This window comes from Streptomyces thermoalcalitolerans (assembly GCF_039525155.1).
Lineage (GTDB): Bacteria > Actinomycetota > Actinomycetes > Streptomycetales > Streptomycetaceae > Streptomyces > Streptomyces thermovulgaris.
In genome coordinates this window covers 134,480-157,045 of the sequence record NZ_BAAAHG010000004.1, presented here as the reverse complement: position 1 = coordinate 157,045, position 22,566 = coordinate 134,480, and the positions used below count along the sequence as shown (strand labels likewise).

Sequence of the window (22,566 nt, the reverse complement as noted above, 5' to 3'; positions counted from 1 at the left end):
GAGGGCCGGTGGCGGAAACCCCGCCACCGGCCCTCTCTGCTTGCGTTTGCTTGCGCCTTGTCTGTGCCTGGCCTGCGCCTTCTCTGTGCCCTGTCTTGTTGCCCGGCTCTTCGGCGCTCGGTCCTCCGGGCGTCCGGTGTGCGCCTTCAGCCCCCGTGACCGGTGTGCCCGGCCCCGGAGCCATGCGCACCGCCGCCGTGGTCCGTGCCGCCGTGCTGCGTGCCGCCGTGGTTCATGCCGCTGTGGTCGACGCCCTTCTCCAGGTCGCCGCCGAGCCGGCCGCGCAGGTCCTCGAGCACCTTCTGCTCGCCGACGGCGACCCACTTGCGGCCGACCAGGTAGAAACCGCCGTAGTCCTTGGCCGCCTCGATCCACTCGCGCTGGCCCCGGTCGGTGGCGAAGGTGGCGAGGATGTACTTCTCCTCGCCCTTCTTGCAGATGGCCTGGCGGATCGTGTCGGCGTCGGTCTGCATGTTCGGCTTGCACTTCACCTCGGCGGCCAGGCTCTCCAGGCTGCCGGTCGCCGTCGGCGGCACCTTCGCTTCCCCGCCGCTCCCGGACCCGCACCCCGCCAGCGCCAGCACCGCCGCGGCCCCGGCCACCGCGAGCATCGGTCGGGTCACCCTCATCTGTTCCTCCGGTCGCTTCCGGCTCTCGGTTCCCACCGGCACGCCAGGCACGCATGCCGTCACGGCCCTGTGCGGGGCCCACTCACCGATACGGCCGAAGGGACCGCATCATTCAATCCGGCGGTCCGCGGGGGCGGCTGCGCGCGGAAACGGGCCGAGGACCGGGGCCGCGGGGCGGCGGTGACCAACGGACGCGTCGCTCGTTTGGCTGGGTGTGCAGTCACAGGATGTCGCTCCGCACCACTCGTCCTCCGCGCCGGTCGTCGACGTCGAGCGGGCCGAGGCCGCGCTCGTCGAGCACTATCCGCGGCTGGTCCGGCTCGCATACCTGGTGCTGCCACCGGGACTCGGGCGCAAGCGGCGGGTGCTGAGCGCGCACGCGCTCGTGCAGCGGGCGCTGCCGCGCGGGCGGTCGGCGACCGGGGTCCCGGTCCGGGAGGGCGGCCGTGAGGCCGACCCGGGGTACGCCTTCGTCCGGCTCCAGGTGCTGCGCACGGCGCTGGAGGCGGGCCGGCCGCTGAGGCGCACGGTGTGGCCCAAACGCGCCCAGCTGCCGCCGATGCTGCCCATGGTGTGGGGGCTGCGGCTGTTCCCGCGCTCGGGCGGCGCCGACGAACTCGCCCTGGACCAGCGGCTGGCCTCCCTGTCCGGGCCGGCCCGCGCCGCCTATGTGCTGCGCGGTCTGGAACGGCTCCCGGACCCCGTCGTGCACGAACTGCTGACGGCCGCGGGGGTGGCCGACCCCGGTGCCGCGCTGCGCCAGGCCGACCGTGTGCCCGGCCACTACGCGCTGCTGGAGTCCCCCGAGTTCGACGCCTGCTCGCTGCAGGCCCGCCCCACCGATCTGATGCGGCGCAGACAGCACAGCAGGGCCGCGCTCGCCGGCGTCGCGGCCCTCGCCGTGTGCGGCACCCTGGTCGCCCTGCCCCGCGGCGGCTGGGGTCCCGACGGTGCCGCCGCCCCGGTGTACGCCAAGAACCCCTCCGCCGAGGCCGCGCTCGACCCGGCCGAGCTGACGAAGGTCTCCCCCACCGCCTGGCGGGCCTCCTCGCGTCCGGGCTTCTCCGTGTGGCCCGCGCGCGGCAATCTCACCGGCGACATGTCCCTGCTGCGCCGTGCCCTCGCCGTCTGGGCCCGCCCCGGCGAGTCCGTCCGGGTCTCCGCGACGCCCGGCACCCCCACCGGCGGCCCCGCCGGACCGCCGCAGCTGCTCTACGCCGGCGAGGTCGACGGCGCACGCGTGGTGATCTTCCACGACGGTCTGCGCATCGCCCGCTACGCCGAATCGAAGGACTCCACGTCCGAGGTCGCCCTGGACTTCGCCCGTGTCGACGGTGCCACCGGGGCGGAGGCCGCCGCGGTGGTGCTCAGCCGCTCCGACGGCAACGTCCGCTATCTGACGGCGCCCTGGGTGACCGCGGCGGCCCAGCGGGACCTGCTCGACCCCGGCTCCGAGGCCGTCGGTCTCGGTCCGAAGGACGGCGTCACCCGGCCCCTGGCCAGCCCGGTCCAGAAGACCGGCCCCTGCACCTCGTGGAACGCGCTGCAGCTGACCGAGGAGTCCGGTACGCATCTGCTGGGCGACCTGGGCGAACTGGTCCCCGCCCGCCTCACCGCCGGCGACCCCGCCGCCCCGCAGGACCCGCAGGAGACGTCGGAGGCGTCGGGGCGCGGTGCCTGGGCACCGTTCGTCTGCTCACTGTCCGCCGTGCGCACCCAGGGCGTACGGTCGGTCAACCTCTGGCCGTACGCCCGGCAGCCGCTGCCCGACGGCAGCGGCACGGCCGAGTGGGTGTGCACCCGCGCCGAGACCTGGCGCGGCATCGGTCCCCGGGTCATGGCCCAGTTCCGCACCCCCGGCGGACAGCACGGCACGGCCGTGGCCAGGGCGGAGGACGTGTCCGCCTGCGGCGCCCGCGATCCGCATGTGCTGGCCGGGGTGCTGTGGAAGTCGGAGGCCGGCCTCTGGTACCTGCTCGCGGCCGGCACCGAGGACACCGCATCGATCAGCGCGACGGGCGACGTCCACGCGACCGCCGAGGGCCCTCTGCTCGCCGTACGGACCCGGCAGGGTGCCGAGGTGGATCTCGCCGGGACGCTGGACGACGGCACGTCCATCGGCGTGCTGCGTCAGAGATGAACGCCCTGATCGATCGGGTTCTTTCGAGGCCGGATTCGATCGGTAAGGTGTTCGTATGACTACCGGGGTTCGTCGCAGGATGGGAGTCGAGGAGCGGCGGCAGCAGCTGATCGGCGTCGCCCTCGAACTGTTCAGCCGCCGTTCACCTGACGAGGTCTCCATCGATGAGATAGCGTCCGCGGCAGGCATCTCCCGTCCGCTGGTCTACCACTACTTCCCCGGCAAACTCAGCTTGTACGAAGCGGCGTTGAAGCGTGCCTCGGACGATCTGGCGAGCCGTTTCACGGAACCGCACGAAGGCCCGCTGGGGTCCCGGCTGCTGCGGGTGATGCGTCGCTTCTTCGACTTCGTGGACGAACACGGGCCCGGTTTCTCGGCCCTGATGCGCGGCGGCCCGGCGGTGGGCTCCTCCACGACCAACGCGCTCATCGACTCCGTGCGGCAGGCCGCGTACGACCAGATCCTCGCGCATCTGGGGATCGAGGACCCGCCCGCGCGCCTGGAACTGGTCATCCGCTCGTGGATCTCGCTGGTCGAGTCGACGGCGCTGCTCTGGCTGGACGGCCGCCGTGTGCCGCGCGCCGAGCTGGAGGTGCAGCTCGTGCACGACTTCGGTGCCCTCGTGGCCGTCAGTGCCGCCCAGGACGAGGAGTTGGGCGCCCTGATGCGCCGTGTCTTCAAGGACGAGCCGGGCGACGGCGGTCCCTTCGGGACCCTGGTCACCCGGCTCGTCAGCCTTGCTTCCTGAAACGTTTCCCGGACGTGGAACGTCCGGAAGACGCAGCCGTGGAACGTCCGGAAGACGCAGCCGTGGAACGTCCGGAAGACGCAGCCGTGGAACGTCCGGCGGGACGCGGCCAGGGCGTGCCCTGGCCGCGCCGGTGCGATCGGCCTAGCGAGTCGTGAAGACCGCGACCGTACGGGCCGGAACGGTGAACGTGCCCGTCGCCGCCCGGTAGGAGGAGGTCTTCACCACCGGGTCCGCGCCCGCCGCCTGCACCGGATGCAGCCGGTAGTGCGTCCCTGCGAGCGCGGCGATCCGCTGCTGCTGCCGCTCGGGCGTCGCGTTGAACACCACGACCAGATCACCGAGCTTCATGGTGATCACGCCGGGTGTCTCGTTCCTCCCGGACAGCGGGAAGGAGAGCTGCTTCTGCACCTGCGCCGCCGTGGCGAGGGAGAACACCTTCTCCGTCGTACGGATCCTCAGCAGGTCCCGGTAGGCCGCCGAGGCTGCCTGGATCTGCGGGCAGCCCACCGTGACGGAGGTCAGCAGCGGCTTGGCGTACGGCCACTTGGCCTTGTTGTCGGCCGCCATGGGCAGCCCCCGTCCGAAGCCGTTGCCGTCGGCGCAGTTCCAGTGGATGGCGTTGAACCAGTCGCCGCTGTCGTAGGAGTTGCGGTCCAGGGACTTCGAGCGCAGCAGGTCGGTGCCGGCCTGGGAGAGCGCCGGGCCCTGGGAGAGCGTGGCCGTCGCCATGGCCAGGACCTGCATCCGGGCCCGGTCGGCCGCCGAGGTGTCCTTCGGCAGTTTGAAGGCCAGCGCGTCGAACAGGGACTCGTTGTCGTGCGCGTCGGCGTAGGCGAGGGCGTCGCCGGGGGCGTCCGCGTATCCGGCGGGCGCGCCGTTGTAGTCGACCTCCGCGCCCGTGACCTGCCTGCCGCTGGTGTCCGTGAACCGGTACGCGGCCAGGTTGCCGCTCAGACCGACCTTGATCAGGTCCTGGTAGTGCAGCAGACGGGCCTTCTGCTCGGCCCTGGTGCCGTTGGCGGCCGAGGAGTTGGGCTCGTGGTAGAGGCCCGAGGCGAAGCCCTGGACGCCGGGGTCGTCGTCGAAGGGGCCGCCGCCGCGCACCGCGTCACGCGCCCGGTCGGAGAAGGTCGCGATCCCGGTGCCGGCCATGTTCTTCTGGGTGGCCTGCACGAACCGGGCGTCGTCGGCGACCTCGCCGAAGTTCCAGCCCTCCCCGTACAGGATGATGTTCTTGCCGTCCACGCCGTCCTTCTGCGGTGTGAGCGCGTCGAGGGCCTTCCTGACCTCGAGGATGTTGGCCTTGGGGTGGTGGCCCATGAGGTCGAAGCGGAAGCCGTCGACCTTGTACTCCTTGGCCCAGGTGACGATCGAGTCGACGACCAGCTTGCCCATCATGATGTTCTCGGGCGCGGTGTTGGCGCAGCAGGTGCTGGTGGCCACCGAGCCGTCGGCGAGGAGGCGCTGGTAGTAGCCCGGCACGATCCGGTCCAGCACGGAGGTCTTCTCCTGACCGCTGGCCGCCGTGTGGTTGTAGACCACGTCCATCACGACCCGCAGGCCGTCCTGGTTCAGCGCCTGCACCATCCGGCGGAACTGCACCGTGCGGGCCGTGCCGTCCGGGTCGGTGGCGTACGAGCCCTCGGGGACCGTGTAGTGGTACGGGTCGTAGCCCCAGTTGTAGGCGTCCTTCGCGGCGGCCCTGGCCACGCACGCCTGCTGCCGGTCGGAGTCGGCCGGGTAGGAGGCCAGGTCGCAGTCGGGGGTGGCCTGGTCGGCCTTCCGCTCGGGGATGGTGGCGATGTCGAAGGCCGGCAGCAGGTGGACATGGGTCGTGCCCGCCCGGGCCAGCTTCCGCAGGTGCTTCGATCCGTCGCTGCTCTTGTCGGTGAAGGCCAGGTAGGTGCCCCGGTGCTGCGCCGGGACCGTGCGGTCCTCGACGGAGAAGTCGCGGATGTGCAGCTCCTGGATCTGGGCGTCCCTGAGCGGTACGGCCTTGGGCTTGGCCAGGGACGACCAGCCGCTCGGGGCCAGGGCCCTGTCGCCCAGGTCGACGACGAGGCTGCGCCGGGAGTCCGCGGTGAGGGCGACCGAGTACGGGTCGGTGACCTTGTTGGTGACGATCTCACCGGCGGTGGGCGCCCACACCTTCACGATGTACCGGTAGGGCTTGTTCCTCCACGACGCCGGGCCGGTGACCGACCAGACGCCGGTGGTGTCGTCGCGGTGCATGGCGACCGTCGTGCCGTCCAGTTCCAGGGCCACGTTCTGCGCGGTCGGCGCCCAGACGCTCAGGGTGGGCCGTCCGCCGTGGAAGACCGGGCCGAGCCGGGCGTTCTTCGCCGCCTTGCCGTACACGTCGTCGAGCACGCCGGCGAGCTGGACGCCCGTCGCCAGGAGCACCGCTCCGTTCGCGGCCCGCTGGGAGGCGACGACCTGGCCGCGCAGCGCCTCGCGGACGCGGGCGCGGTCGCGCGGGTCGACAAAGTAGGCCGTGTAGTCCTTCAGATGCGGGAACTTCGCCTTCTGCGCGTCGGTCAGCGTCGTTCTGACCAGCCGCAGCCAGCGCTCGTCGTCACTGGTCAGCGTCCCGTTCCGGACGGTGATGGAGCCGTTGCGGGAGTAGAGCAGCTGGGTGGAGGCGGCGTTGTCCGCGCCGTTGAGGACCACCGTGTTCCGGTCGATCCAGATCGCCTTGGAGGCGGACAGGTTCAGGGCGCTGCCCCCGCCCGCGGGCTGCGGCAGCAGGTACTTCTCCTGGCCGCTCAGCAGCCACACCTCGTGTCCGTAGGTCTTCAGGTCCAGGGACTGGTCGGCGGGGAGGTCCTTCTCGTCGCCCTTGTGGACGATGTAGCTGAGGCTGGTGGCACCGTCGGCGAGCGGCACCTCGAAGACCGCGCCGTAGGAGTCGGTCCTGACCGGCTGGAGGGGCTTGGACCAGTCGGTGGGGTGCGCGGCGCCCGTCCAGACGTGCAGGCCCCAGCCGTCGTAGTTTCCGTCCGCGCGGTGGTAGTGGAGGACCGCCTTGGTCCTGTCCGGTTCCGGGTACGCGTCCGCGGGCCGGGTGGTCCGCACGGTCTCGTCGCCCTGCTCGATCCAGACCTCGCCGGTCTTCGTGAGGTCGACGGACCGCTCGGCGCCGTCCTCGGTGCCGTTCGTGTCGGTCACCTGGAAGGTGAGGGCCGAGGCGCCCGGCTTCAGCCTGACGTAGGCGAAGGCGCCGTAGGCGTCCCGGCCGGTGAACGGGTGGCCGTCACCCCCGGCCTCGCCGTCGGCCACGTCGCCCCGGACGTGCAGACGCCAGTTCGCGTAGTCGCCGTCGGTGCGCTTGTAGTGCACGATCGCGTAGTCGCGCAGGGAGGCGGTGGGGGTCTCGGGCGGCGGCGGAGTGCCGGTGACGGAGGTCGCGGTGGCGCTCGCCGTACGGCCGGCCGAGTCGACCACGACCGCCTTGTAGCGCAGGGGGGTGCCGGCCGGGACGGTCTTCGCCAGGGTGTGGGTGACCTTGTAGGGGGCGTGGTCGGCGGAGCCGAGCACCTTCCACGGGCCGTTGCCGACCTGGGCGGCGAAGACGACCCGGTTGAGCTGTCCGCCGGTGACGTCGGCGCCGACCTCGACGGTGCCGGTGGCTCCGGCGGCGGGGGCCGTCAGGGTGAGGGACGGCTTGACGGCGGGCTTGTCGAGGGTGCCGGCCGCCTTGAGGACGACGGCGGAGCCGGCCGGGACGGTGACGGTGACCTTGCGGTCGGCGCCGGAGGTCACGGTCGCCCCGGTGCCGTGGATGCCGCGGTAGGTCATCCTCGCCGAGCCGGTGGCAAAGGTCGCGGTCCTGGCGCCGTCGGCGTTGTTGAAGGCGACGATGTACTCGGCGCCGGTCCTCGCGTCGGTGCGGGTGACGGCGTAGACGCCCGGCCCGTCCGCGGCGTACCGCTCCGTCTGGACGCCGTCCGCCAGGGCCGGGTGGTCCTTGCGGAGCTTGGCCAGGGCGGCGATGTGCCGGTAGAGCGGCGCGGTGGTGTCGTAGGCGTCGTGGGCGTGGGTGCGGTCGGTGCCGATGCGGTCGTCGTCGAGGTAGTCGGCGACCTTGGAGGCGAACATGGTCTGGCGGGCGTCCTTGTCGCCGCCGGAGCCGGTGAAGCCCTGCTCGTCGCCGTAGTAGACGACGGGGTTGCCGCGGCTGAGGAACATCAGCTCGTGGGCGAACCTGCTCTTTCGCACCAGCTCGGCGTCGGTGGCCTTCGGGTTGTCCTGCTGGAGGAAGTACCCGATCCGGCCCATGTCATGGTTGCCGAGGAAGGTGACCTGCTCGTAGGCGTTGGCCTTGTCGGTCGTGTACCTGTAGTCGTCGGCGAAGACGCTCGCCAGCTTCTTCGCGCTGCCGCCCTGGGAGACATAGGCGCGGGCCGCCTCCTGGAAGGGGAAGTCCAGCGTGGCGTCCAGGCGGCCCTGGGTGACGTAGGGGGCGGTCACGGAGGTGTCGGCGGAGAAGATCTCACCGAACATGAAGAAGTTCTCGCGGCCGTGCCGGGCGGCGTAGGTGTCGAGCGCCGTCGCCCACTGGGTCCAGAACTCCATGTTGACGTGCTTGACGGTGTCGATGCGGAAACCGTCGATGCCGAAGTCCTCGACCCAGCGCTGGTAGATCTTCTTCATGCCGCTGACGACCTCGGGGCGCTCGGTCCACAGGTCGTCGAGGCCGGCGAAGTCGCCGTGGCCGGAGCTCTCCCCGGCGAAGGTGGAGTCGCCGCGGTTGTGGTACATCGCCGGGTCGTTGAGCCACGACGGGACCTTGAGGTCCTTCTTGGCGGCGGGAACGGCCGGGGTGTACGGGAACGAGCTTTCGTCGACGGCGGGGAACCCCCTGCCGCCGTCGGCGTAGTCGGCGTCGTCGAAGGGGCGGCCGTCCTTGGTCAGGTAGGGGAAGGCGCCCTTGGACAGGTACGCGCGGGAGTCGTCCTTGTAGTCGACGACGTCGGCGGTGTGGTTGGTGATGACGTCGAAGAAGACCTTCATGCCCTTGGCGTGCGCCTTGGAGACCAGGGTCTTGAGGTCCTCGTTGGTGCCGAAGTGCGGGTCGACCCGGGTGAAGTCGGTGACCCAGTAGCCGTGGTAACCGGCGGAGGCGTCCTTGCCGGTGCCCTGCACGGGCTGGTTCTTGAAGACCGGGGCGAGCCAGATGGCGGTGGTGCCCAGGCCCTTGATGTAGTCGAGCCGGTTGATCAGGCCCTTGAGGTCGCCGCCCTGGTAGAAGCCCTTGTCGGTGGGGTCGTAGCCGGTGACGAGGCGTGAACCGGTCAGCCGGCCCCGGTCGTTGGAGGGGTCGCCATTGGCGAAACGATCCGGCAGGACGAAGTAGAACTGCTCGCGCGTCAGGTCGTGCCGGGCCGGCTCGGCGGCGAGCCGGGCGTTTGAGGGCGGCGCGGGCGGAGTGGCCGCCCGCGCCGTGAGCGGTGGGGCGAGCACTGCGGCGAGCGCGGCCGCGGTGAGGGCGGCGACGCCTCTGCCTGACGGAGTGCGGCGCCGCGAGGGCGCCGGCCATCTAGGTATCACGGGGTGAACTCCTTGACGGTGCGGCTCACTTGACTGCGACCCCTCGCCCCGGCGGCAGCTCCGCCGTCGGGCGTGGGCGCGACCGTATCCTCTGCGCAAGGCTTACAGCAAGACTCTTGAAACCTTTAGCAAGGGTTTTCACATCCGTGCGCCCGGTCGGCCGGCGCACCATGCGGCGGGCGCGCCGCCGTTCAGCAGCTGCGCTTGCCCGTGTGGAGCGCCAGCGCCGTGTTGGGGCCCAGAGTGGCGGTGAACCGGCCGGCGCCGTCGACCGTCACCGGTGTGTTGTTCTGGACGTTGCAGTAGGTGCCCGCGGGCAGGGACGTCTGGTAGGTGCGGGTCAGGGTGCCCTGCTCGTGGTTGATGGCCACGAAGCCCTTGCCGCCCCGGCCGAAGGCGATGGCGTTGTTGCCGTTGTCCCACCAGTCGGTCACCGCCTGGCCGCGGGTGGCGTTGCGGAAGGCGACCATGGACTTGATCTCCGGCCAGGCGTGCTGGCACTTCCAGCCGTCCCGCCAGCAGGCGTCGACCCTGCCGCCGTTGGGAGGTCCGGCGTCGAAGTCGGACCACTCGTAGGCGGAGTTGATGTCGGGGGCGCCGTACGGCCAGGCCAGCATGAAGACATGGGCCAGGGTGTAGTCGGCGCCGTCCTTGTAGCTGAGGGTGGAGCCGTTGCGCTCGGTGTCGTGGTTGTCGACGAAGACACCGGCCACGGAGCTGTTCATGTAGCCCCAGCCCTCGCCGTAGTTCCTCAGGTAGGCGAGCTTCTCGTTGCGGAAGACCCGCTTGAGGTCGTAGGCGTAGCGGAACTCCTGGACGTCGCCGTTGCCCGTGTACTCGGTGGGCTGGACCGCCTCGCCCGCGCCGTAGATGACCTCCTGCTTCCAGTACACGTCCGGGTTCGTCAGGCGTGACTTGATGTTGGCGAGGTCGGCCGCGGGTATGTGCTTGGCCGCATCGATGCGGAAGCCGTCCACGCCGAGGGAGAGCAGGTCGTTCATGTAGCCCGCGATGGTCCTGCGGACGTACTCCTCGCCGGTGTCGAGGTCGGCGAGGCCCACCAGCTCGCAGTGCTGGACGTTCCAGCGGTTGTGGTAGTCGGTGATCTCGGCGGTGCAGTCGTCGAAGTCGTACACCGAGTACAGGCCCGGGTAGTCGTACTTCGTGTACGACGAGCCGCCGGTGCCGGTGCCGCTGCCCGACGACATGTGGTTGATCACCGTGTCGACGACGACCTTCACCCCCGCCGCGTGGCAGGTGTCGACCATGTTCCGGAACGCGGTGCGGTCGCCGAGCCGGCCGGCGATCCGGTAGCTCACCGGCTGGTACGACGTCCACCACTGCGGGCCCCGGACGTGCTCGGCGGGCGGGGAGACCTGGACGTAGCCGTAACCGGCGGGGCCCAGGGTGGTGGTGCACTCCTTGGCGACGGAGGCGTAGTTCCACTCGAAGAGGACCGCGGTGACGTCCTTGCTGCCGGGCGGGGAGGCCGCGGCAGGGGAGGCAAGGGCCATCGAGGCTGCTGCGGCGAGGGCCGCGACGCAGGAAACGGATCTGCGCATGTTCATGTGTGGGGCTTCCTTCTCCGTTGAAGGCTCTTGCTGAAAGATTCAGCAAGTAGTTGAGCGCAGAATAAAGGCCCACTGCCCCAACGGGCAGTGGGCGATGCGGAGTTGATTGTGTGAAGTTGCCGTGAAGGCGCAGCTCCGGCCGGGCGGCCCGGGCCCGGGACGCCGGGCCCCGTGCCTCAGACCCCGTGCCTCAGGCGGTGGTCCACCACACCGTCGTGTCGCCCGGGACCTTCGCCTCGCCGTCCGCCTCCGTCACCTCGCCGCTCGTGAGCAGGACCCGGCCGTACGCCGGGACGGTGACCGACTCGCCGGTCGTGTTCGCCACGCAGACGAAATCGCCGCGCCGGAAGGCGAGAACACCCTCGGGGGCGCGCAGCCACTCCACGCCGTCGCCCGCGCCCAGGTCCGGGTGGGCACGGCGGACGGCGAGCGCGGCGCGGTACATCTCCAGGGTGGAGCCGGGCACGCCCTGCTGTGCCTCGACGCTCAGCTCGCCCCAGTCCGCCGGCTGCGGAAGCCAGCTGCCGCCGTCGCCGAAGCCGTAGGAGGAGCCCTCGCGGGTCCACGGGATCGGCACCCGGCAGCCGTCGCGGTAACCGTCCTGGCCGTCGCCGCGGAAGTACGCCGGGTCCTGGCGCACCTCGTCGGGCAGGTCCACGACGTCCGGCAGGCCGAGCTCCTCGCCCTGGTAGATGTACGCCGAGCCGGGCAGTGCCAGCATCAGCAGCGTGGCCGCGCGTGCCCGGCGCAGGCCCAGCTCGCGGTCGCCGGCGGTGCGGATCTGCGTGCCGGCGCCGGGCGGGTTGGCGAAGCGGGTGGTGTGCCGGGTGACGTCGTGGTTGGACAGCACCCAGGTGGCGGGGGCCCCGACCGGGCGCATGGCCCGAAGGGTCCGGTCGATGACCTCACGCAGCTCGCCGGCGTCCCAGTAGGTGCTCAGGTACTGGAAGTTGAACGCCTGGTGGAGCTCGTCGGGGCGCACGTAGTTCGCGGTGCGCTCGACGGTCGGCGTCCATGCCTCGGCGACGAAGATCCGTTCGCCCGGGTACTCGTCGAGGATCCGCCGCCACTGCCGGTAGATCTCGTGCACCCCGTCCTGGTCGAAGAACGGCATGACGTCGTTGCCCAGCAGCTTCACCTGGTCACGGGTGCCGAGGTCGGGCAGGCCGTCGGCCTTGACCAGGCCGTGGGCCACGTCGATGCGGAAGCCGTCGACGCCCATGTCGAGCCAGAACCGCAGGATGGAGCGGAACTCGTCGCCGACGGCCGGGTGGTCCCAGTTGAAGTCGGGCTGCTCGGGCGCGAACAGATGCAGGTACCACTCGCCGGGGGTGCCGTCCGGTTCGGTGACCCGGGTCCAGGCGGGGCCGCCGAAGATGGACTCCCAGTCGTTGGGCGGCAGCTCGCCGTTCTTCCCCTTGCCGGGGCGGAAGTGGTAGCGCTCCCTCAGGGGGGAGCCGGGGCCCTCGGCGACCGCGCGTTTGAACCACTCGTGCTGGTCGGAGGAGTGGTTGGGCACGATGTCGACGATGACCCGCAGGCCCAGCTCATGGGCGTCGCGGATCAGCGCGTCGGCGTCCAGAAGGGTGCCGAACATGGGATCGACGGCCCGGTAGTCGGAGACGTCGTAGCCGGCGTCGGCCTGCGGCGAGGCGTAGAAGGGGCTGAGCCACACGGCGTCCACACCGAGGTCGCGCAGATAGGGCAGGCGGGAGCGGATGCCCTCCAGATCGCCCATGCCGTCACCGTTGCTGTCGGCGAAGCTGCGCGGATACACCTGGTAGATCACTGCCTCGCGCCACCAGTCGCGGCGCGGGGCGACCGTGGCGACGGCCGCTTCAAGGCGAGCGGATCGGGCCGGGTTGTGCTGCTGGCTCATGGCGTCCTCGGTGTGTGCGGAGTAATGGGGTCGGGTGCGGGCGGCGGCGACGTCCGGATGACGAGGCGGCCGCGGTGTCGGCGGGGTCGGGGGACACCGCGGCCGCCACCCACGCGGCCCTGGCGCGCGGGAGCCGGTTGCCGGCCGGTGGGGGGTCAGCCCTTGGTACCTCCCGCGGTGAGGCCGGTGACCAGGTTTTTCTGCACAAGGTAGAAGAAAGCGGCCACCGGAACAGCGATCAACACTGCGGTCGCGGCCATGTAGTTCCACTGGGCGTCGTGCTCGCTGACGAAGCTCTGCAGTCCGACGGCGAAGGTGTACTTCTGGTCGTCCAGCAGGAACGTGGAGGCGAAGGCGACCTCGCCGAAGGCCGTGATGAAGCTGTAGAACCCGGCGACCGCGAGGCCCGGCCGGGCCAGCGGCAGGATGAGCCGCAGGAAGGTGCCGAACGGGGTGAGGCCGTCGACGCGCCCGGCCTCGTCGATCTCGACGGGGATGGTGTCGAAGTAGCCCTTCATCAGCCAGGCGCAGTACGGCACGATCGTCGAACAGTTGACGAGGATGACCGCGCCGTAGGTGTCGATCAGGCCGAGCTCGGAGAAGATCTCGTACATCGGGACGATGAGCACGGCGATCGGGAACGCCTGGGTGAGCAGCAGCACCCACATCAGCGACCGGTACCCCGGAAAGCGCATGCGGGAGACCGCGTAGCCGGTGGTGGCGGCGAAGACCACGCCGAGCAGGGTGGTGCCCAGGGCGACGATCATCGTGGACTCGAACCACTTGAAGAAGTTCGTGTGCTGGAGCACGAACGCGTAGTTCGAGAACGTCATCTTCTCCGCGATCGCGCCCGGGTGCAGATAGTCGTCCTTGTCCGGGCCGAGCGAGAGGTAGATCAGCCAGGCGACCGGGGCCGTGGCGATCAGGCTCGCCAGCACGAGCAGGCCGTGGGCGACGGCGCGGACCAGCGGGCTGCTCTCCCCGCGCCGCCGCACGCGCCGGGGTGCCTCGGCCACGGTCCGGGACGCGGCCGGGGACGCGGCGGTGTCGAGGGTCGTGGTGCTCATCGTGGGGCTCCTGCGTCAGAGGGCGAGCTGGTCATTGCGCTTCAGCCAGCGGTAGTAGACCGAGGTGAAGACGGTCAGGATCGACAGCAGCAGGACGCCGTAGGTGGCGGCCTGGGCGTATTCGCGCGGCTGCTGGCCGAAACCGAGGTAGTAGGCCCAGGTGACGAGGATCTGCGCGTCGGGGGCGCTGGTACGGCCGAACAGCAGGAAGATGATGGCGAACTGGTTGAACGTCCAGATGATGCCGAGCAGGACCACGGTGGAGCTGACCGACCTCAGGCCCGGCAGGGTGACGTACTTGAAGCGCTGCCAGGGGCTCGCCCCGTCCATCTCGGCGGCCTCGTACAGGGAGGAGTCGATGGACTGCAGACCGCCGAGGAGCGAGACCATCATGAACGGCACGCCGCACCAGGTGTTGACCAGGATGGCGGCGGCCCGCTGCCAGAAGCTGTCCTCCAGCCACTGCGGCTGGGGCAGGTGCAGGGCGCCGAGCATCTGGTTGAGCACGCCGGAGTCGGCGAGCATGATCCGCCAGGAGAAGACGGTGACGAAGGTGGGCACCGCCCAGGGCAGGATGAGCAGCAGCCGGTAGAAGGTGCGGCCGCGCATCCTCCGGTTCAGCAGCAGGGCCAGGCCGAGGCCGATGGTGTAGTGCAGGAGGACGCACAGCGCGGTCCAGACCACCGTCCACAGGAAGTGGGACCAGAACCGGTCGTAGGCGGTCGGCCCGAACAGGATGTCCTGGTAGTTGTCGAGGCCGATGAACTCATAGGTGGCCTCGATGTGGTTGACACCGATCGTGCGGGCCGAGTTCAGGCTGTTGGCGTCGGTCAGCGTCAGGTAGAAGCCCCGCGCCAGCGGGTATCCCACCAGGACGCCGAGCACGACGACCACCGGGGCGATCATCGCATAGGCGTACCAATACTTCTGGTAGCCGTGCTTCAGGCGCTGCAGCAGGCCGGGACCGCGTCCGTGCCCGCCGCCGGGCCGGGCGGCCGCGCTCTCGAGGGCGACTGTCATGGTTCGACACCTTCTGGAAGTTCGGGGGCGGGGCACACAGGCCGGTGGCCGCCGGGCCTCCCGCACCGGGAGGACCGGCGGCCACGGCGACTCACTTGCTGAAGTCCGGGACCAGCTTGGCGATCGCGGTCTCGGCGTCCTTCAGGCCCTTGTCCAGGGACACCTTGCCACCGGCGATCTTGACCAGTTCGGTGTCGAGCGGCCCCCACAGGGAGCTGTACTCGGGCAGCGCCGGGCGCGGCTGGGCGATGGAGAGGACGCCCTGGTAGCCGGCGATGCCGGGGTCGGCCTTGACCTGGTCGGTGTAGGCGTCGTCGCGGGTGGGCAGCGTGGAGTTCTTCAGGGCGATGGTCTCCTGGGCCTTCGCCGAGGTCATGAACCTCACGAACTTCAGCGCGGCCTCCTGCTTCTCCTTGCTGGAGCCGGCGTAGACGGAGAGGTTGTGACCGCCGGTGGGGGCGCCCGCCTTGCCGGAGGAGCCGCCCGGGACGGGAGCGATGCCCAGGTTGGACTTGTCCTTGAAGGCGCTGCCCTTGTAGAAGTTCGTGATCTCCCAGGGGCCCTGGATGATCGCGGCGACCTTGCCGTTCACGAACGCGTCCTGGATGTGGGCGTAGGCGTCGGCGGTGGTGTCGGCCTTGTGCAGGCCCTTGCCGTCGAACATGCTCAGCCAGGTGCCGTACGCCTTCTTCGCGGCGGCCGAGTTCATGGTGATCTTCTTGGCCTCGGCGTCGACGGTGTCGGTGCCCTCGCCGTACAGGAAGGTCTGGGCGTAGTAGGCCTGGGTGGAGCCCCAGTAGCCGTCGGCACCGGTCTTGTCCTTGATCCTGGCCGCGGCCGACTTCAGCTCGTCCCAGGTCCTGGGCACCTCGGTGATGCCGGCCTTCTTGAACAGGGCCTTGTTGTAGACCAGGGCCAGGGTGTCGGTGACGAACGGAACGCCGTAGGTCTTGCCCTCGTACTGGGCCTGCTTGATCAGGCTGGGCTGGAACTTGTCCTGCTCGGCAAGGGCCTCGGTGCCGTCCAGCGGCAGCAGATAGCTCTTCTTGGCGAAGGCCGGGGTCCAGCCGACCTCGGCGCGCAGCACGTCCGGGGCACCCTTGGAGCCGGCGGCGGTGTCGAACTTGTTCTGTGCCTGGTCGAAGGGCACGTTGACGTACTTGACCTTGATGTCCTTGTGGGCCGCCTCGAACTGCTTGACCAGTTCCTGGTACGTCGGTGCCTCGTTGGTGGCGTTGGAGGTGTCCCACCAGGTGATGGTCACCGGACCGCCCGACTTGTCGCTGCCGCTGTCGCTCCCCCCGCACGCCGTCGCCGTGAGGGCAAGGGATGCCACCAGTGCGGTGGCCGCTATGCCACGCCGCATGAGTTCTCCTTGAGGTGAAAGCCCGGGAGCGGGAAGCGGTCCCGTCCGCCGCCCCCGCCGCGTCATTGCCGTCGCCGGGCGACGGTGAAGTTAACAGCGTTGCAACCTCGACGAAAGACCTTGCAGAAAAAAAGTGCAAGAAATCGCGAAGGTTACCCCTTCGTGACCCTCCCGCACCCGCCCCGCAACCCCGTTTTCATGTGGCCGAGAGGGCTCTTGGACCCTTGTGCAAGGCTCTGCAAGCTCTTGCCATACGGTGAGGAGAGAGGAATCATCCCGTTGCGGACCGTATGCCGAGACCCGGCCGTCGACCGGACGCCGACCGAACACAAAGGATCGCGATGACGCAGCAGCCCGTAGCGGGCCGTTCAAGGACACGCCCCGGGCGGTCGCCCGGTGGGCAGGGCGGAAGGCGGCCGGTACAGTCCACTCATGTGACCACACGGCTTGCCGACATCGCCGCCCAGGCGGGGGTGAGCGAGGCGACCGTCAGCCGCGTCCTCAACGGGAAGCCGGGCGTCGCCGCCACCACCCGCCAGGCCGTACTGGCCGCCCTCGACGTCCTGGGCTACGAACGCCCGGTACGGCTGCGGCAGCGCAGCGCGGGGCTGGTGGGCCTGATCACCCCCGAGCTGGAGAACCCGATCTTCCCGGCACTGGCCCAGGTCATCGGCCAGGCGCTGACCCGGCAGGGCTACACCCCGGTGCTCGCCACCCAGACCCCCGGCGGCTCCACGGAGGACGAGCTGACCGAGATGCTGGTGGACCGCGGGGTCGCGGGCATCATCTACGTCTCCGGCCTGCACGCGGACACCACGGCGGACATGGAGCGCTACGAGCGCCTGCGCGCCCGGGGCGTGCCCTTCGTCCTCGTGGACGGCTTCTCCCCGAAGGTCCAGGCGCCCTTCATCTCCCCCGACGACCGCGCGGCGATGACCCTGGCCGTCACCCATCTGGTCTCCCTGGGCCACACCCGCATCGGCCTGGCCCTGGGCCCCAAGCGCTTCGTCCCGGTCCAGCGCAAGATCGAGGGCTTCGTCCGCGCGATGCAGGACCAGCTGGGCCTGTCCTCGGACGCCGTCGAGTCCGAGCTGATCCAGCACTCCCTCTACTCCCTGGAGGGCGGGCAGGCGGCCGCCACCGCGCTCATCGAGCGGAACTGCACGGCGATCGTCTGCGCCAGCGACATGATGGCGCTCGGCGCGATCCGCGCGGCCCGGCAGCGCGGGCTGGAGGTCCCCCGGGACATCTCGGTCGTGGGCTTCGACGACTCCACCCTGATCGCCTTCACCGATCCGCCCCTGACCACGATCCGCAAGCCGGTGCCCGCCATGGGCCAGGCGGCGGTGCGCACCCTGCTGGAGGAGATCGGGGGCACGCCCGCGCCGCACAGCGAGTTCGTGTTCATGCCGGAGCTGGTGGTCCGCGGTTCGACCGCCTCGGCCCCTGGGGACCGGAGTCGTTCGTGAGGCGGAGAACGTACGGCCGGAACCCGACTGGAGGATGATCGTCCCGGCAGGGTTTGTCTGGCAGACTCTGTGCCCATGGGTGACACGACCGTGAGGCCACTGGAAGGCCGGGAGGAAGCCGCTCCGCCTCCCGTCACGGACGAAAGCCGCCTCCCGGCCGTACGGCGCCTGCGCACCCCCCGGCCTCCCCGGCTGTGGTTCGAGATCCTGCTGATCGCGGTGAGTTACTGGACGTACTCACTGATCCGCAACGCGGTCCCCGAGCAGAAGGCCAAGGCCCTGCGCAACGCCGACTGGATCTGGCACGTCGAGCACCAGCTGGGCATCGCCGTCGAGCACTCGATCAACCATGCCGTGAACTCCGTGACTTGGCTGATCGTCGGCATGAACTACTACTACGCGACCCTGCACTTCGTGGTCACCATCGGCGTCCTGGTGTGGCTCTACCGCAGACACCCCGGCCGTTACTCGGCGGCTCGTTCCACCCTCTTCATCACCACGGGCACGGCCCTGCTCGGCTACTACCTGTATCCCCTGGCGCCCCCGCGCCTGATGAGCGGCGGCCTCTTCATCGACACGGTCGAAGTCCACAACACCTGGGGCTCGATGGCCTCCGGCGACCTGAAGAACATGTCCAATCAGTACGCCGCGATGCCGTCCATGCACATCGGCTGGTCCCTGTGGTGCGGCCTGATCCTCTTCGCCCTGTGCACGATCCCCTGGGTCCGCGTCCTCGGCCTGATCTACCCCGTGGCCACCCTGATCGTCATCGTCGCCACCGCCAACCACTTCTGGCTCGACGCGGTCGGCGGCGTCCTGTGCCTCGGCTTCGGTTTCCTGGTGGCCCGCGCCTGGTACGGAGCGCTGCCGCACGCGCTGCCGAGAGCGGTGGCTCTGCAACCGGTGAAGGCATAGCCCCGCGCGCGGCGCTCCCCGCGCCCGGCAGGGTGCCGCGTGCCGCTCCCGGAACTCCCCTGCCGCCCTGGAAGTCCCCGTGCGCGGAGCCCGGGGCGCGGCGCGGCTGCCCGCAGCCGGGTGCGGTGCGGCCACCGGCCCCGCAGCGTACGCGGAGCGCTGCGCGGCGTCACTGCGCGCCGTAGAACAGCGACTCCACGACCCCCCGGGCCCGCCGGGCGGTCCGCCGGTACGCGTCCAGCATGTCTCCCACACGCCCCGGCCCGTAGCCGAGATACCGCCCCACCGCGGCCAGCTCCCGCGGCTCCGTGGGGAAGGTGTCCCCGGCCCGCCCCCGCACCAGCATCACCGCGTTCCGCACCCGTGTGGCCAGCACCCACGCCTCGTCCAGCGTCGCAGCGTCCTTCTCGGAGACCAGCCCCAGCTCCCGCGCCGCCGCCAGCGCCTCCCGGGTCCGCGTGGTCCGCAGCGACGCCTCCACCGCCCCGTGGCGCAGCTGCATCAGCTGCACGGTCCACTCCACGTCCGACAGCCCGCCCGGCCCCAGCTTGGTGTGCAGCTTCGGGTCCGCTCCCCGCGGCAGCCGCTCGGTCTCCATCCGCGCCTTCAGCCGCCGGATCTCCCGCACCGCGTCGTCCTTCAGCCCGCCCTGCGGGTACCGCACCGGGTCGATCAGCTCCATGAACCGCCGCCCCAGCTCCTCGTCCCCCGCCACCGGCTCAGCCCGCAGCAGCGCCTGCGACTCCCACACCTGCGCCCACCGCCGGTAGTACGTCTCGTACGACGCCGGCGTCCGCACCAGCGGCCCATTGCGCCCCTCGGGCCGCAGATCCGCGTCGATCAGCAGCGCCGGGTCCGAGCTGGGCGCCTGGAGCAGCCGCCGCATCTCGGCGACGACCCGCCCCGCGACCTCGGCCGCCTCCCGCTCGTCCACACCGTCCCGGGGCTCGTGCACGAACAGCACGTCCGCGTCCGACCCGTAGCCCAGCTCATGCCCTCCGAACCGCCCCATCCCGATGATCGCGAACCGGATCGGCAGGGTGTCCCCCCAGCCCTCGCGCACCACCGCCCGCAGCGTGCCGGCCAGGGTCGCCGCCGTCAGCTCCGACACCGCGCCGCCCACCCGGTCCACGAGCGCGCCCTGGTCGGCCTCGGCGGGCTGCGCCTCGGTGCCGTAGGAACCGATGATGTCGGCGGCGGCCGTACGGAACAGCTCCCGCCGGCGCACCCCGCGGGCCGCCGCGACTCCCTGCTCGGCGCTCTCCGCGCGCCCCACCGCGGCCAGGATCTCCTGCTCCAGCTGGGCCCGCCCGCGCGGTTCGAGCCCGCCGCCGTCACCGTTCCCGAGCAGGGCGACGGCCTCCGGCGCCCGCAGCAGCAGATCGGGCGCGAGCCGCCCGGCGGACAGCACCCGCGCGAGGTTCTCGGCGGCGGCCCCCTCGTCCCGCAGCAGCCGCAGGTACCACGGTGTCTTCCCCAGCGCGTCGGACACCTTGCGGAAGTTGAGCAGCCCGGCGTCCGGGTCGGCGGAGTCCGCGAACCATCCGAGCAGCACCGGCAGCAGCGTCCGCTGGATCGCGGCCTTCCGCGTCACCCCCGATGCGAGGGCCTCCAGATGCCGCAGTGCCGCGGCGGGATCGGCGTACCCGAGCGCGACCAGCCGCTCCCGGGCCGCCTCGGGGCTCAACCGGGCCTCACCGGGCGCAAGTTGGGCGACCGCGTCGAGCAGCGGCCGGTAGAACAGCTTCTCGTGCAGCCGCCGTACGACGCTGGTGTGCCGTTTCCACTCGCGGGTGAGCTCGGCGACCGGATCGCTGCGCAGGCCGAGCGACCGCCCGAGCCGGCGCAGATCGGCCTCGTCCTCGGGCACGAGGTGGGTACGCCGCAGCCGGTACAGCTGGATGTGGTGCTCCATGGAGCGCAGGAACCGGTAGGCGTCGTCGAGCTGTGCGGCGTCCGCACGGCCGACGTAACCGCCCGCGGCCAGCGCCTGCAACGCGTCCAGGGTCTTTCCGCTGCGCAAGGACGCGTCGGTCCGCCCGTGCACCAACTGCAGCAGCTGCACGGCGAATTCGACGTCCCTGAGCCCGCCCGGCCCGAGCTTCAGCTCGCGCTCGACCTCGGACGCGGGGATGTTCTCGACCACGCGGCGGCGCATCTTCTGCACATCGGCGACGAAGTTCTCGCGCGCGGCGGCCTGCCAGACCAGCGGGGAGAGCGCGGCGATGTACTGCTCGCCGAGCTCGAGGTCGCCGGCGACCGGCCGGGCCTTGAGCAGTGCCTGGAACTCCCAGGTCTTGGCCCACCGCTGGTAGTAGGCGACATGGCTGCTCAGGGACCGCACCAGCGGCCCGTTGCGCCCCTCGGGCCGCAGATTGGCGTCGACGGGCCAGATCGTCCCCTCGACGGTGGTCTCGGAACAGATCCGCATCAGGCGCGAGGCGAGCCGGGTGGCGGCCTTGAGCGCCCGCGCCTCGTCCGCGCCCTCCGCGGCCTCGCCGACGAAGATCACATCGACGTCGGAGACATAGTTCAGCTCATGGCCGCCGCACTTGCCCAGGGCGATCACCGCGAGCCGGCACAGCGCGTCGTCCTCGGGGGCGGCGGCGCGGGCGATCCGGTAGGCGGCGCGCAGGGTGGCGGTGGCGAGGTCGGCGAGCTCGGCGGCGGTCTCGACCACGTCGATGGTGCCGCACACGTCGCGGGCGGCGATGGACAGCAGACAGCGCCGGTAGGCGACGCGCAGCGCGACGGGGTCGTCCGCCCGCGCGAGCTCCCGCTCGAACTCCTCCACCCCGCGGTGCAGATCGCGCGGTTCGTAGGTGACGAGCGCCCGCCAGTCGCCGGCGTGCCGGGCGAGATGATCGCCGAGCGCGGCGGAACAGCCGAGCACACCGAGCAGCCGGTCGCGCAGCGGCTTGGCCGCTATCAGCGTGTCGAGCAGCTCCCGCCGCTCCGTCGGTGTGGGCTGCGCCTCGAGCAGCCGCACCAGCCCCCGCAGCGCGAGGTCCGGATCGGCGGTGGCGCCCAGTGCCTCCAGCAGTACCGGATCGTTCCGGAGCGGGGCCAGCTCAGGACTCTCCAGCAGCCGCTCGGCCCCCGAGGCATCGATGAAACCGTGCCGCAGCAGCCGTGTGAAGGTACTGCTCCTGCGCCCCGGCGCCGTCATCCCGGCCTCCCGTCGGATCGAGCTCATCCTGGCCAGAGCCTAACCGGAGTACGAGGCTCGAGCCCGGGCAACGGTCCCCCTCTTCCGGCATTCCGGAGACACCGGGCACGGTTCTTCCGGCCTTGGCGCGGCGCGACGCGACCGGATGCGCGGAGCGGAGGAGTGCGGATGGCCGTGCATGGCGAGGTGGTTCGCCGCGGGCAAGAACTGACCTCACGTAACCGCTCAGAGATCGTCCGGGAGGACCCGGAAGCAGGAGTACCGGCCGCCCACCGGGCGTACGGTCCGGAAGTCCCGTAGGTCCCTGGTAAGGACCGCGTCAGTGTCGTACTCGGCGGCGAGAACGACATTCACCGCGTCCACCAGATCCAGGTCGAGCGACGCGTATCGGGCCCGCACGACCAGCGCTGCCTCGAGGATCTCCGGCGTCGTCGGGGCCAGGACCAGTCGCATCTGCCGGACGCGTGCGGTGAGCGAGCGGAGGATTCCGTCAGCCGCGGCCCGGCCAGCGCGGCTGGTCGCCACCTGATGCACCTCGGTGAGCGCGAGCGGCGTGGTGACGAGAAAGCCGCATTGGTCCGCTGCCTTCCTGGCCGCGTGATGGGCGGGATCGGACCGGTTGAAGAGGGTGAGGATGCCGGATGTGTCGGCGACAGCAATCACGCGGCGTCATCCCGCCGGTTCCGCCGCTCCCGTTCGTCATACCCTCGCGTCACCGTGGCACTGATCTCGTCCTTCCCCACGGGGCCGCCGAGGTCGAAGGTCTCCTCGTCGGACACGAACGGCTCGTCCCAGACGCGGTGTGCCAGCGCGATCCGGTGAATGCCCTCGCGGATTATCTCCGCCTCCGACACACCCAACCGCGCCGCAGCCTGCTTGATCAGCAGAAGGTCACTGTCCTCGGCGTAGACGTTGGTGCGCTTCAGAGCCATGTCGACATGGTACAGGTTATGTACCTGCCGAGTCTGGGTGAGCGCATCGAGGCTCGCCGCACCCCGTGTCGGGCTGGTCGGCCCGGAGGCCGGAGGAGTCTCGGAGCA

General features: G+C 70.8%; 14 protein-coding genes. 4 read left to right on the top strand and 10 right to left on the bottom strand.

Features of this window, described 5'->3' with window-relative positions:
* Nucleotides 1-146 precede the first annotated feature (146 nt).
* Nucleotides 147-629 carry a hypothetical protein gene (locus ABD224_RS04525; RefSeq protein ID WP_344047003.1) on the bottom strand — a complete coding sequence of 161 codons (483 nt, stop codon included), beginning with the start codon at nt 627-629 and terminating at the stop codon, nt 147-149.
* A gap of 214 nt (nt 630-843) precedes the next feature.
* Here ABD224_RS04525 and ABD224_RS04520 point away from each other — a divergent pair, with 214 nt between their 5' ends.
* Both ABD224_RS04520 and ABD224_RS04515 read left to right on the top strand, forming a co-directional pair.
* The gene (locus ABD224_RS04520; RefSeq protein WP_344047001.1) at nt 844-2,769 is read left to right on the top strand and encodes a hypothetical protein; all 1,926 of its coding nucleotides are present in this window, start codon (nt 844-846) and stop codon (nt 2,767-2,769) included.
* A 55-nt stretch (nt 2,770-2,824) separates the two neighbouring features.
* Nucleotides 2,825-3,517 (top strand): TetR/AcrR family transcriptional regulator, encoded by a 693-nt coding sequence (locus ABD224_RS04515; RefSeq protein WP_344046999.1) that lies wholly within the window; start codon nt 2,825-2,827, stop codon nt 3,515-3,517.
* A gap of 144 nt (nt 3,518-3,661) precedes the next feature.
* Here the strand turns inward: ABD224_RS04515 and pulA are convergent, their stop codons facing one another.
* The 6 genes from pulA to ABD224_RS04485 all read right to left on the bottom strand — a co-directional run bounded on the left by pulA (nt 3,662) and on the right by ABD224_RS04485 (nt 15,973).
* The gene (gene pulA / locus ABD224_RS04510) at nt 3,662-9,070 is read right to left on the bottom strand and encodes a pullulanase-type alpha-1,6-glucosidase (protein ID WP_344046997.1); all 5,409 of its coding nucleotides are present in this window, start codon (nt 9,068-9,070) and stop codon (nt 3,662-3,664) included.
* A gap of 191 nt (nt 9,071-9,261) precedes the next feature.
* Nucleotides 9,262-10,638 (bottom strand): alpha-amylase, encoded by a 1,377-nt coding sequence (locus ABD224_RS04505; protein ID WP_344046995.1) that lies wholly within the window; start codon nt 10,636-10,638, stop codon nt 9,262-9,264.
* Between the two features lie 193 nt (nt 10,639-10,831).
* The gene (locus tag ABD224_RS04500; RefSeq protein ID WP_344046993.1) at nt 10,832-12,520 is read right to left on the bottom strand and encodes a glycoside hydrolase family 13 protein; all 1,689 of its coding nucleotides are present in this window, start codon (nt 12,518-12,520) and stop codon (nt 10,832-10,834) included.
* 155 nt (nt 12,521-12,675) lie between these two features.
* Nucleotides 12,676-13,587 (bottom strand): sugar ABC transporter permease, encoded by a 912-nt coding sequence (locus tag ABD224_RS04495; RefSeq protein ID WP_344046991.1) that lies wholly within the window; start codon nt 13,585-13,587, stop codon nt 12,676-12,678.
* Nucleotides 13,588-13,602: 15 nt separating this feature from the next.
* Entirely contained in the window at nt 13,603-14,607 is a 1,005-nt protein-coding gene (locus tag ABD224_RS04490; protein WP_344046989.1) for a carbohydrate ABC transporter permease, read from the bottom strand.
* A 91-nt stretch (nt 14,608-14,698) separates the two neighbouring features.
* Nucleotides 14,699-15,973 carry an extracellular solute-binding protein gene (locus ABD224_RS04485; RefSeq protein WP_344046986.1) on the bottom strand — a complete coding sequence of 425 codons (1,275 nt, stop codon included), beginning with the start codon at nt 15,971-15,973 and terminating at the stop codon, nt 14,699-14,701.
* A 434-nt stretch (nt 15,974-16,407) separates the two neighbouring features.
* Between ABD224_RS04485 and ABD224_RS04480 the strand changes: the two genes are divergently transcribed.
* Nucleotides 16,408-17,442 (top strand): LacI family DNA-binding transcriptional regulator, encoded by a 1,035-nt coding sequence (locus ABD224_RS04480; RefSeq protein ID WP_344046983.1) that lies wholly within the window; start codon nt 16,408-16,410, stop codon nt 17,440-17,442.
* Between the two features lie 75 nt (nt 17,443-17,517).
* Nucleotides 17,518-18,357 (top strand): phosphatase PAP2 family protein, encoded by an 840-nt coding sequence (locus tag ABD224_RS04475; protein ID WP_344046981.1) that lies wholly within the window; start codon nt 17,518-17,520, stop codon nt 18,355-18,357.
* 169 nt (nt 18,358-18,526) lie between these two features.
* Here ABD224_RS04475 and ABD224_RS04470 read toward each other — a convergent pair whose 3' ends face one another.
* The 3 genes from ABD224_RS04470 to ABD224_RS04460 all read right to left on the bottom strand — a co-directional run bounded on the left by ABD224_RS04470 (nt 18,527) and on the right by ABD224_RS04460 (nt 22,458).
* Nucleotides 18,527-21,526 (bottom strand): bifunctional [glutamine synthetase] adenylyltransferase/[glutamine synthetase]-adenylyl-L-tyrosine phosphorylase, encoded by a 3,000-nt coding sequence (locus ABD224_RS04470; protein ID WP_344047132.1) that lies wholly within the window; start codon nt 21,524-21,526, stop codon nt 18,527-18,529.
* A 225-nt stretch (nt 21,527-21,751) separates the two neighbouring features.
* On the bottom strand, nt 21,752-22,189 hold the full coding sequence (locus ABD224_RS04465; RefSeq protein ID WP_344046979.1) for a type II toxin-antitoxin system VapC family toxin: 438 nt from the start codon (nt 22,187-22,189) through the stop codon (nt 21,752-21,754).
* A complete protein-coding gene (locus ABD224_RS04460) occupies nt 22,186-22,458 on the bottom strand; it encodes a ribbon-helix-helix domain-containing protein (RefSeq protein ID WP_344046977.1) in 273 nt (90 codons plus the stop codon). The genes ABD224_RS04465 and ABD224_RS04460 overlap by 4 nt, the downstream gene beginning before the upstream one ends.
* Nucleotides 22,459-22,566: the final 108 nt, after the last annotated feature.

Excerpts from the sequence above, each read along its gene's own strand:
- ABD224_RS04515 (WP_344046999.1), top strand. The coding sequence starts at position 2,825 with ATGACTACCGGGGTTCGTCGCAGGATGGGAGTCGAGGAGCGGCGGCAG.
- ABD224_RS04470 (WP_344047132.1), bottom strand. The coding sequence starts at position 21,526 with ATGACGGCGCCGGGGCGCAGGAGCAGTACCTTCACACGGCTGCTGCGG.
- ABD224_RS04490 (WP_344046989.1), bottom strand. The coding sequence starts at position 14,607 with ATGACAGTCGCCCTCGAGAGCGCGGCCGCCCGGCCCGGCGGCGGGCAC.
- ABD224_RS04495 (WP_344046991.1), bottom strand. The coding sequence starts at position 13,587 with ATGAGCACCACGACCCTCGACACCGCCGCGTCCCCGGCCGCGTCCCGG.
- ABD224_RS04475 (WP_344046981.1), top strand. The coding sequence starts at position 17,518 with ATGGGTGACACGACCGTGAGGCCACTGGAAGGCCGGGAGGAAGCCGCT.
- ABD224_RS04485 (WP_344046986.1), bottom strand. The coding sequence starts at position 15,973 with ATGCGGCGTGGCATAGCGGCCACCGCACTGGTGGCATCCCTTGCCCTC.
- ABD224_RS04525 (WP_344047003.1), bottom strand. The coding sequence starts at position 629 with ATGAGGGTGACCCGACCGATGCTCGCGGTGGCCGGGGCCGCGGCGGTG.
- ABD224_RS04500 (WP_344046993.1), bottom strand. The coding sequence starts at position 12,520 with ATGAGCCAGCAGCACAACCCGGCCCGATCCGCTCGCCTTGAAGCGGCC.
- ABD224_RS04460 (WP_344046977.1), bottom strand. The coding sequence starts at position 22,458 with ATGGCTCTGAAGCGCACCAACGTCTACGCCGAGGACAGTGACCTTCTG.
- ABD224_RS04505 (WP_344046995.1), bottom strand. The coding sequence starts at position 10,638 with ATGAACATGCGCAGATCCGTTTCCTGCGTCGCGGCCCTCGCCGCAGCA.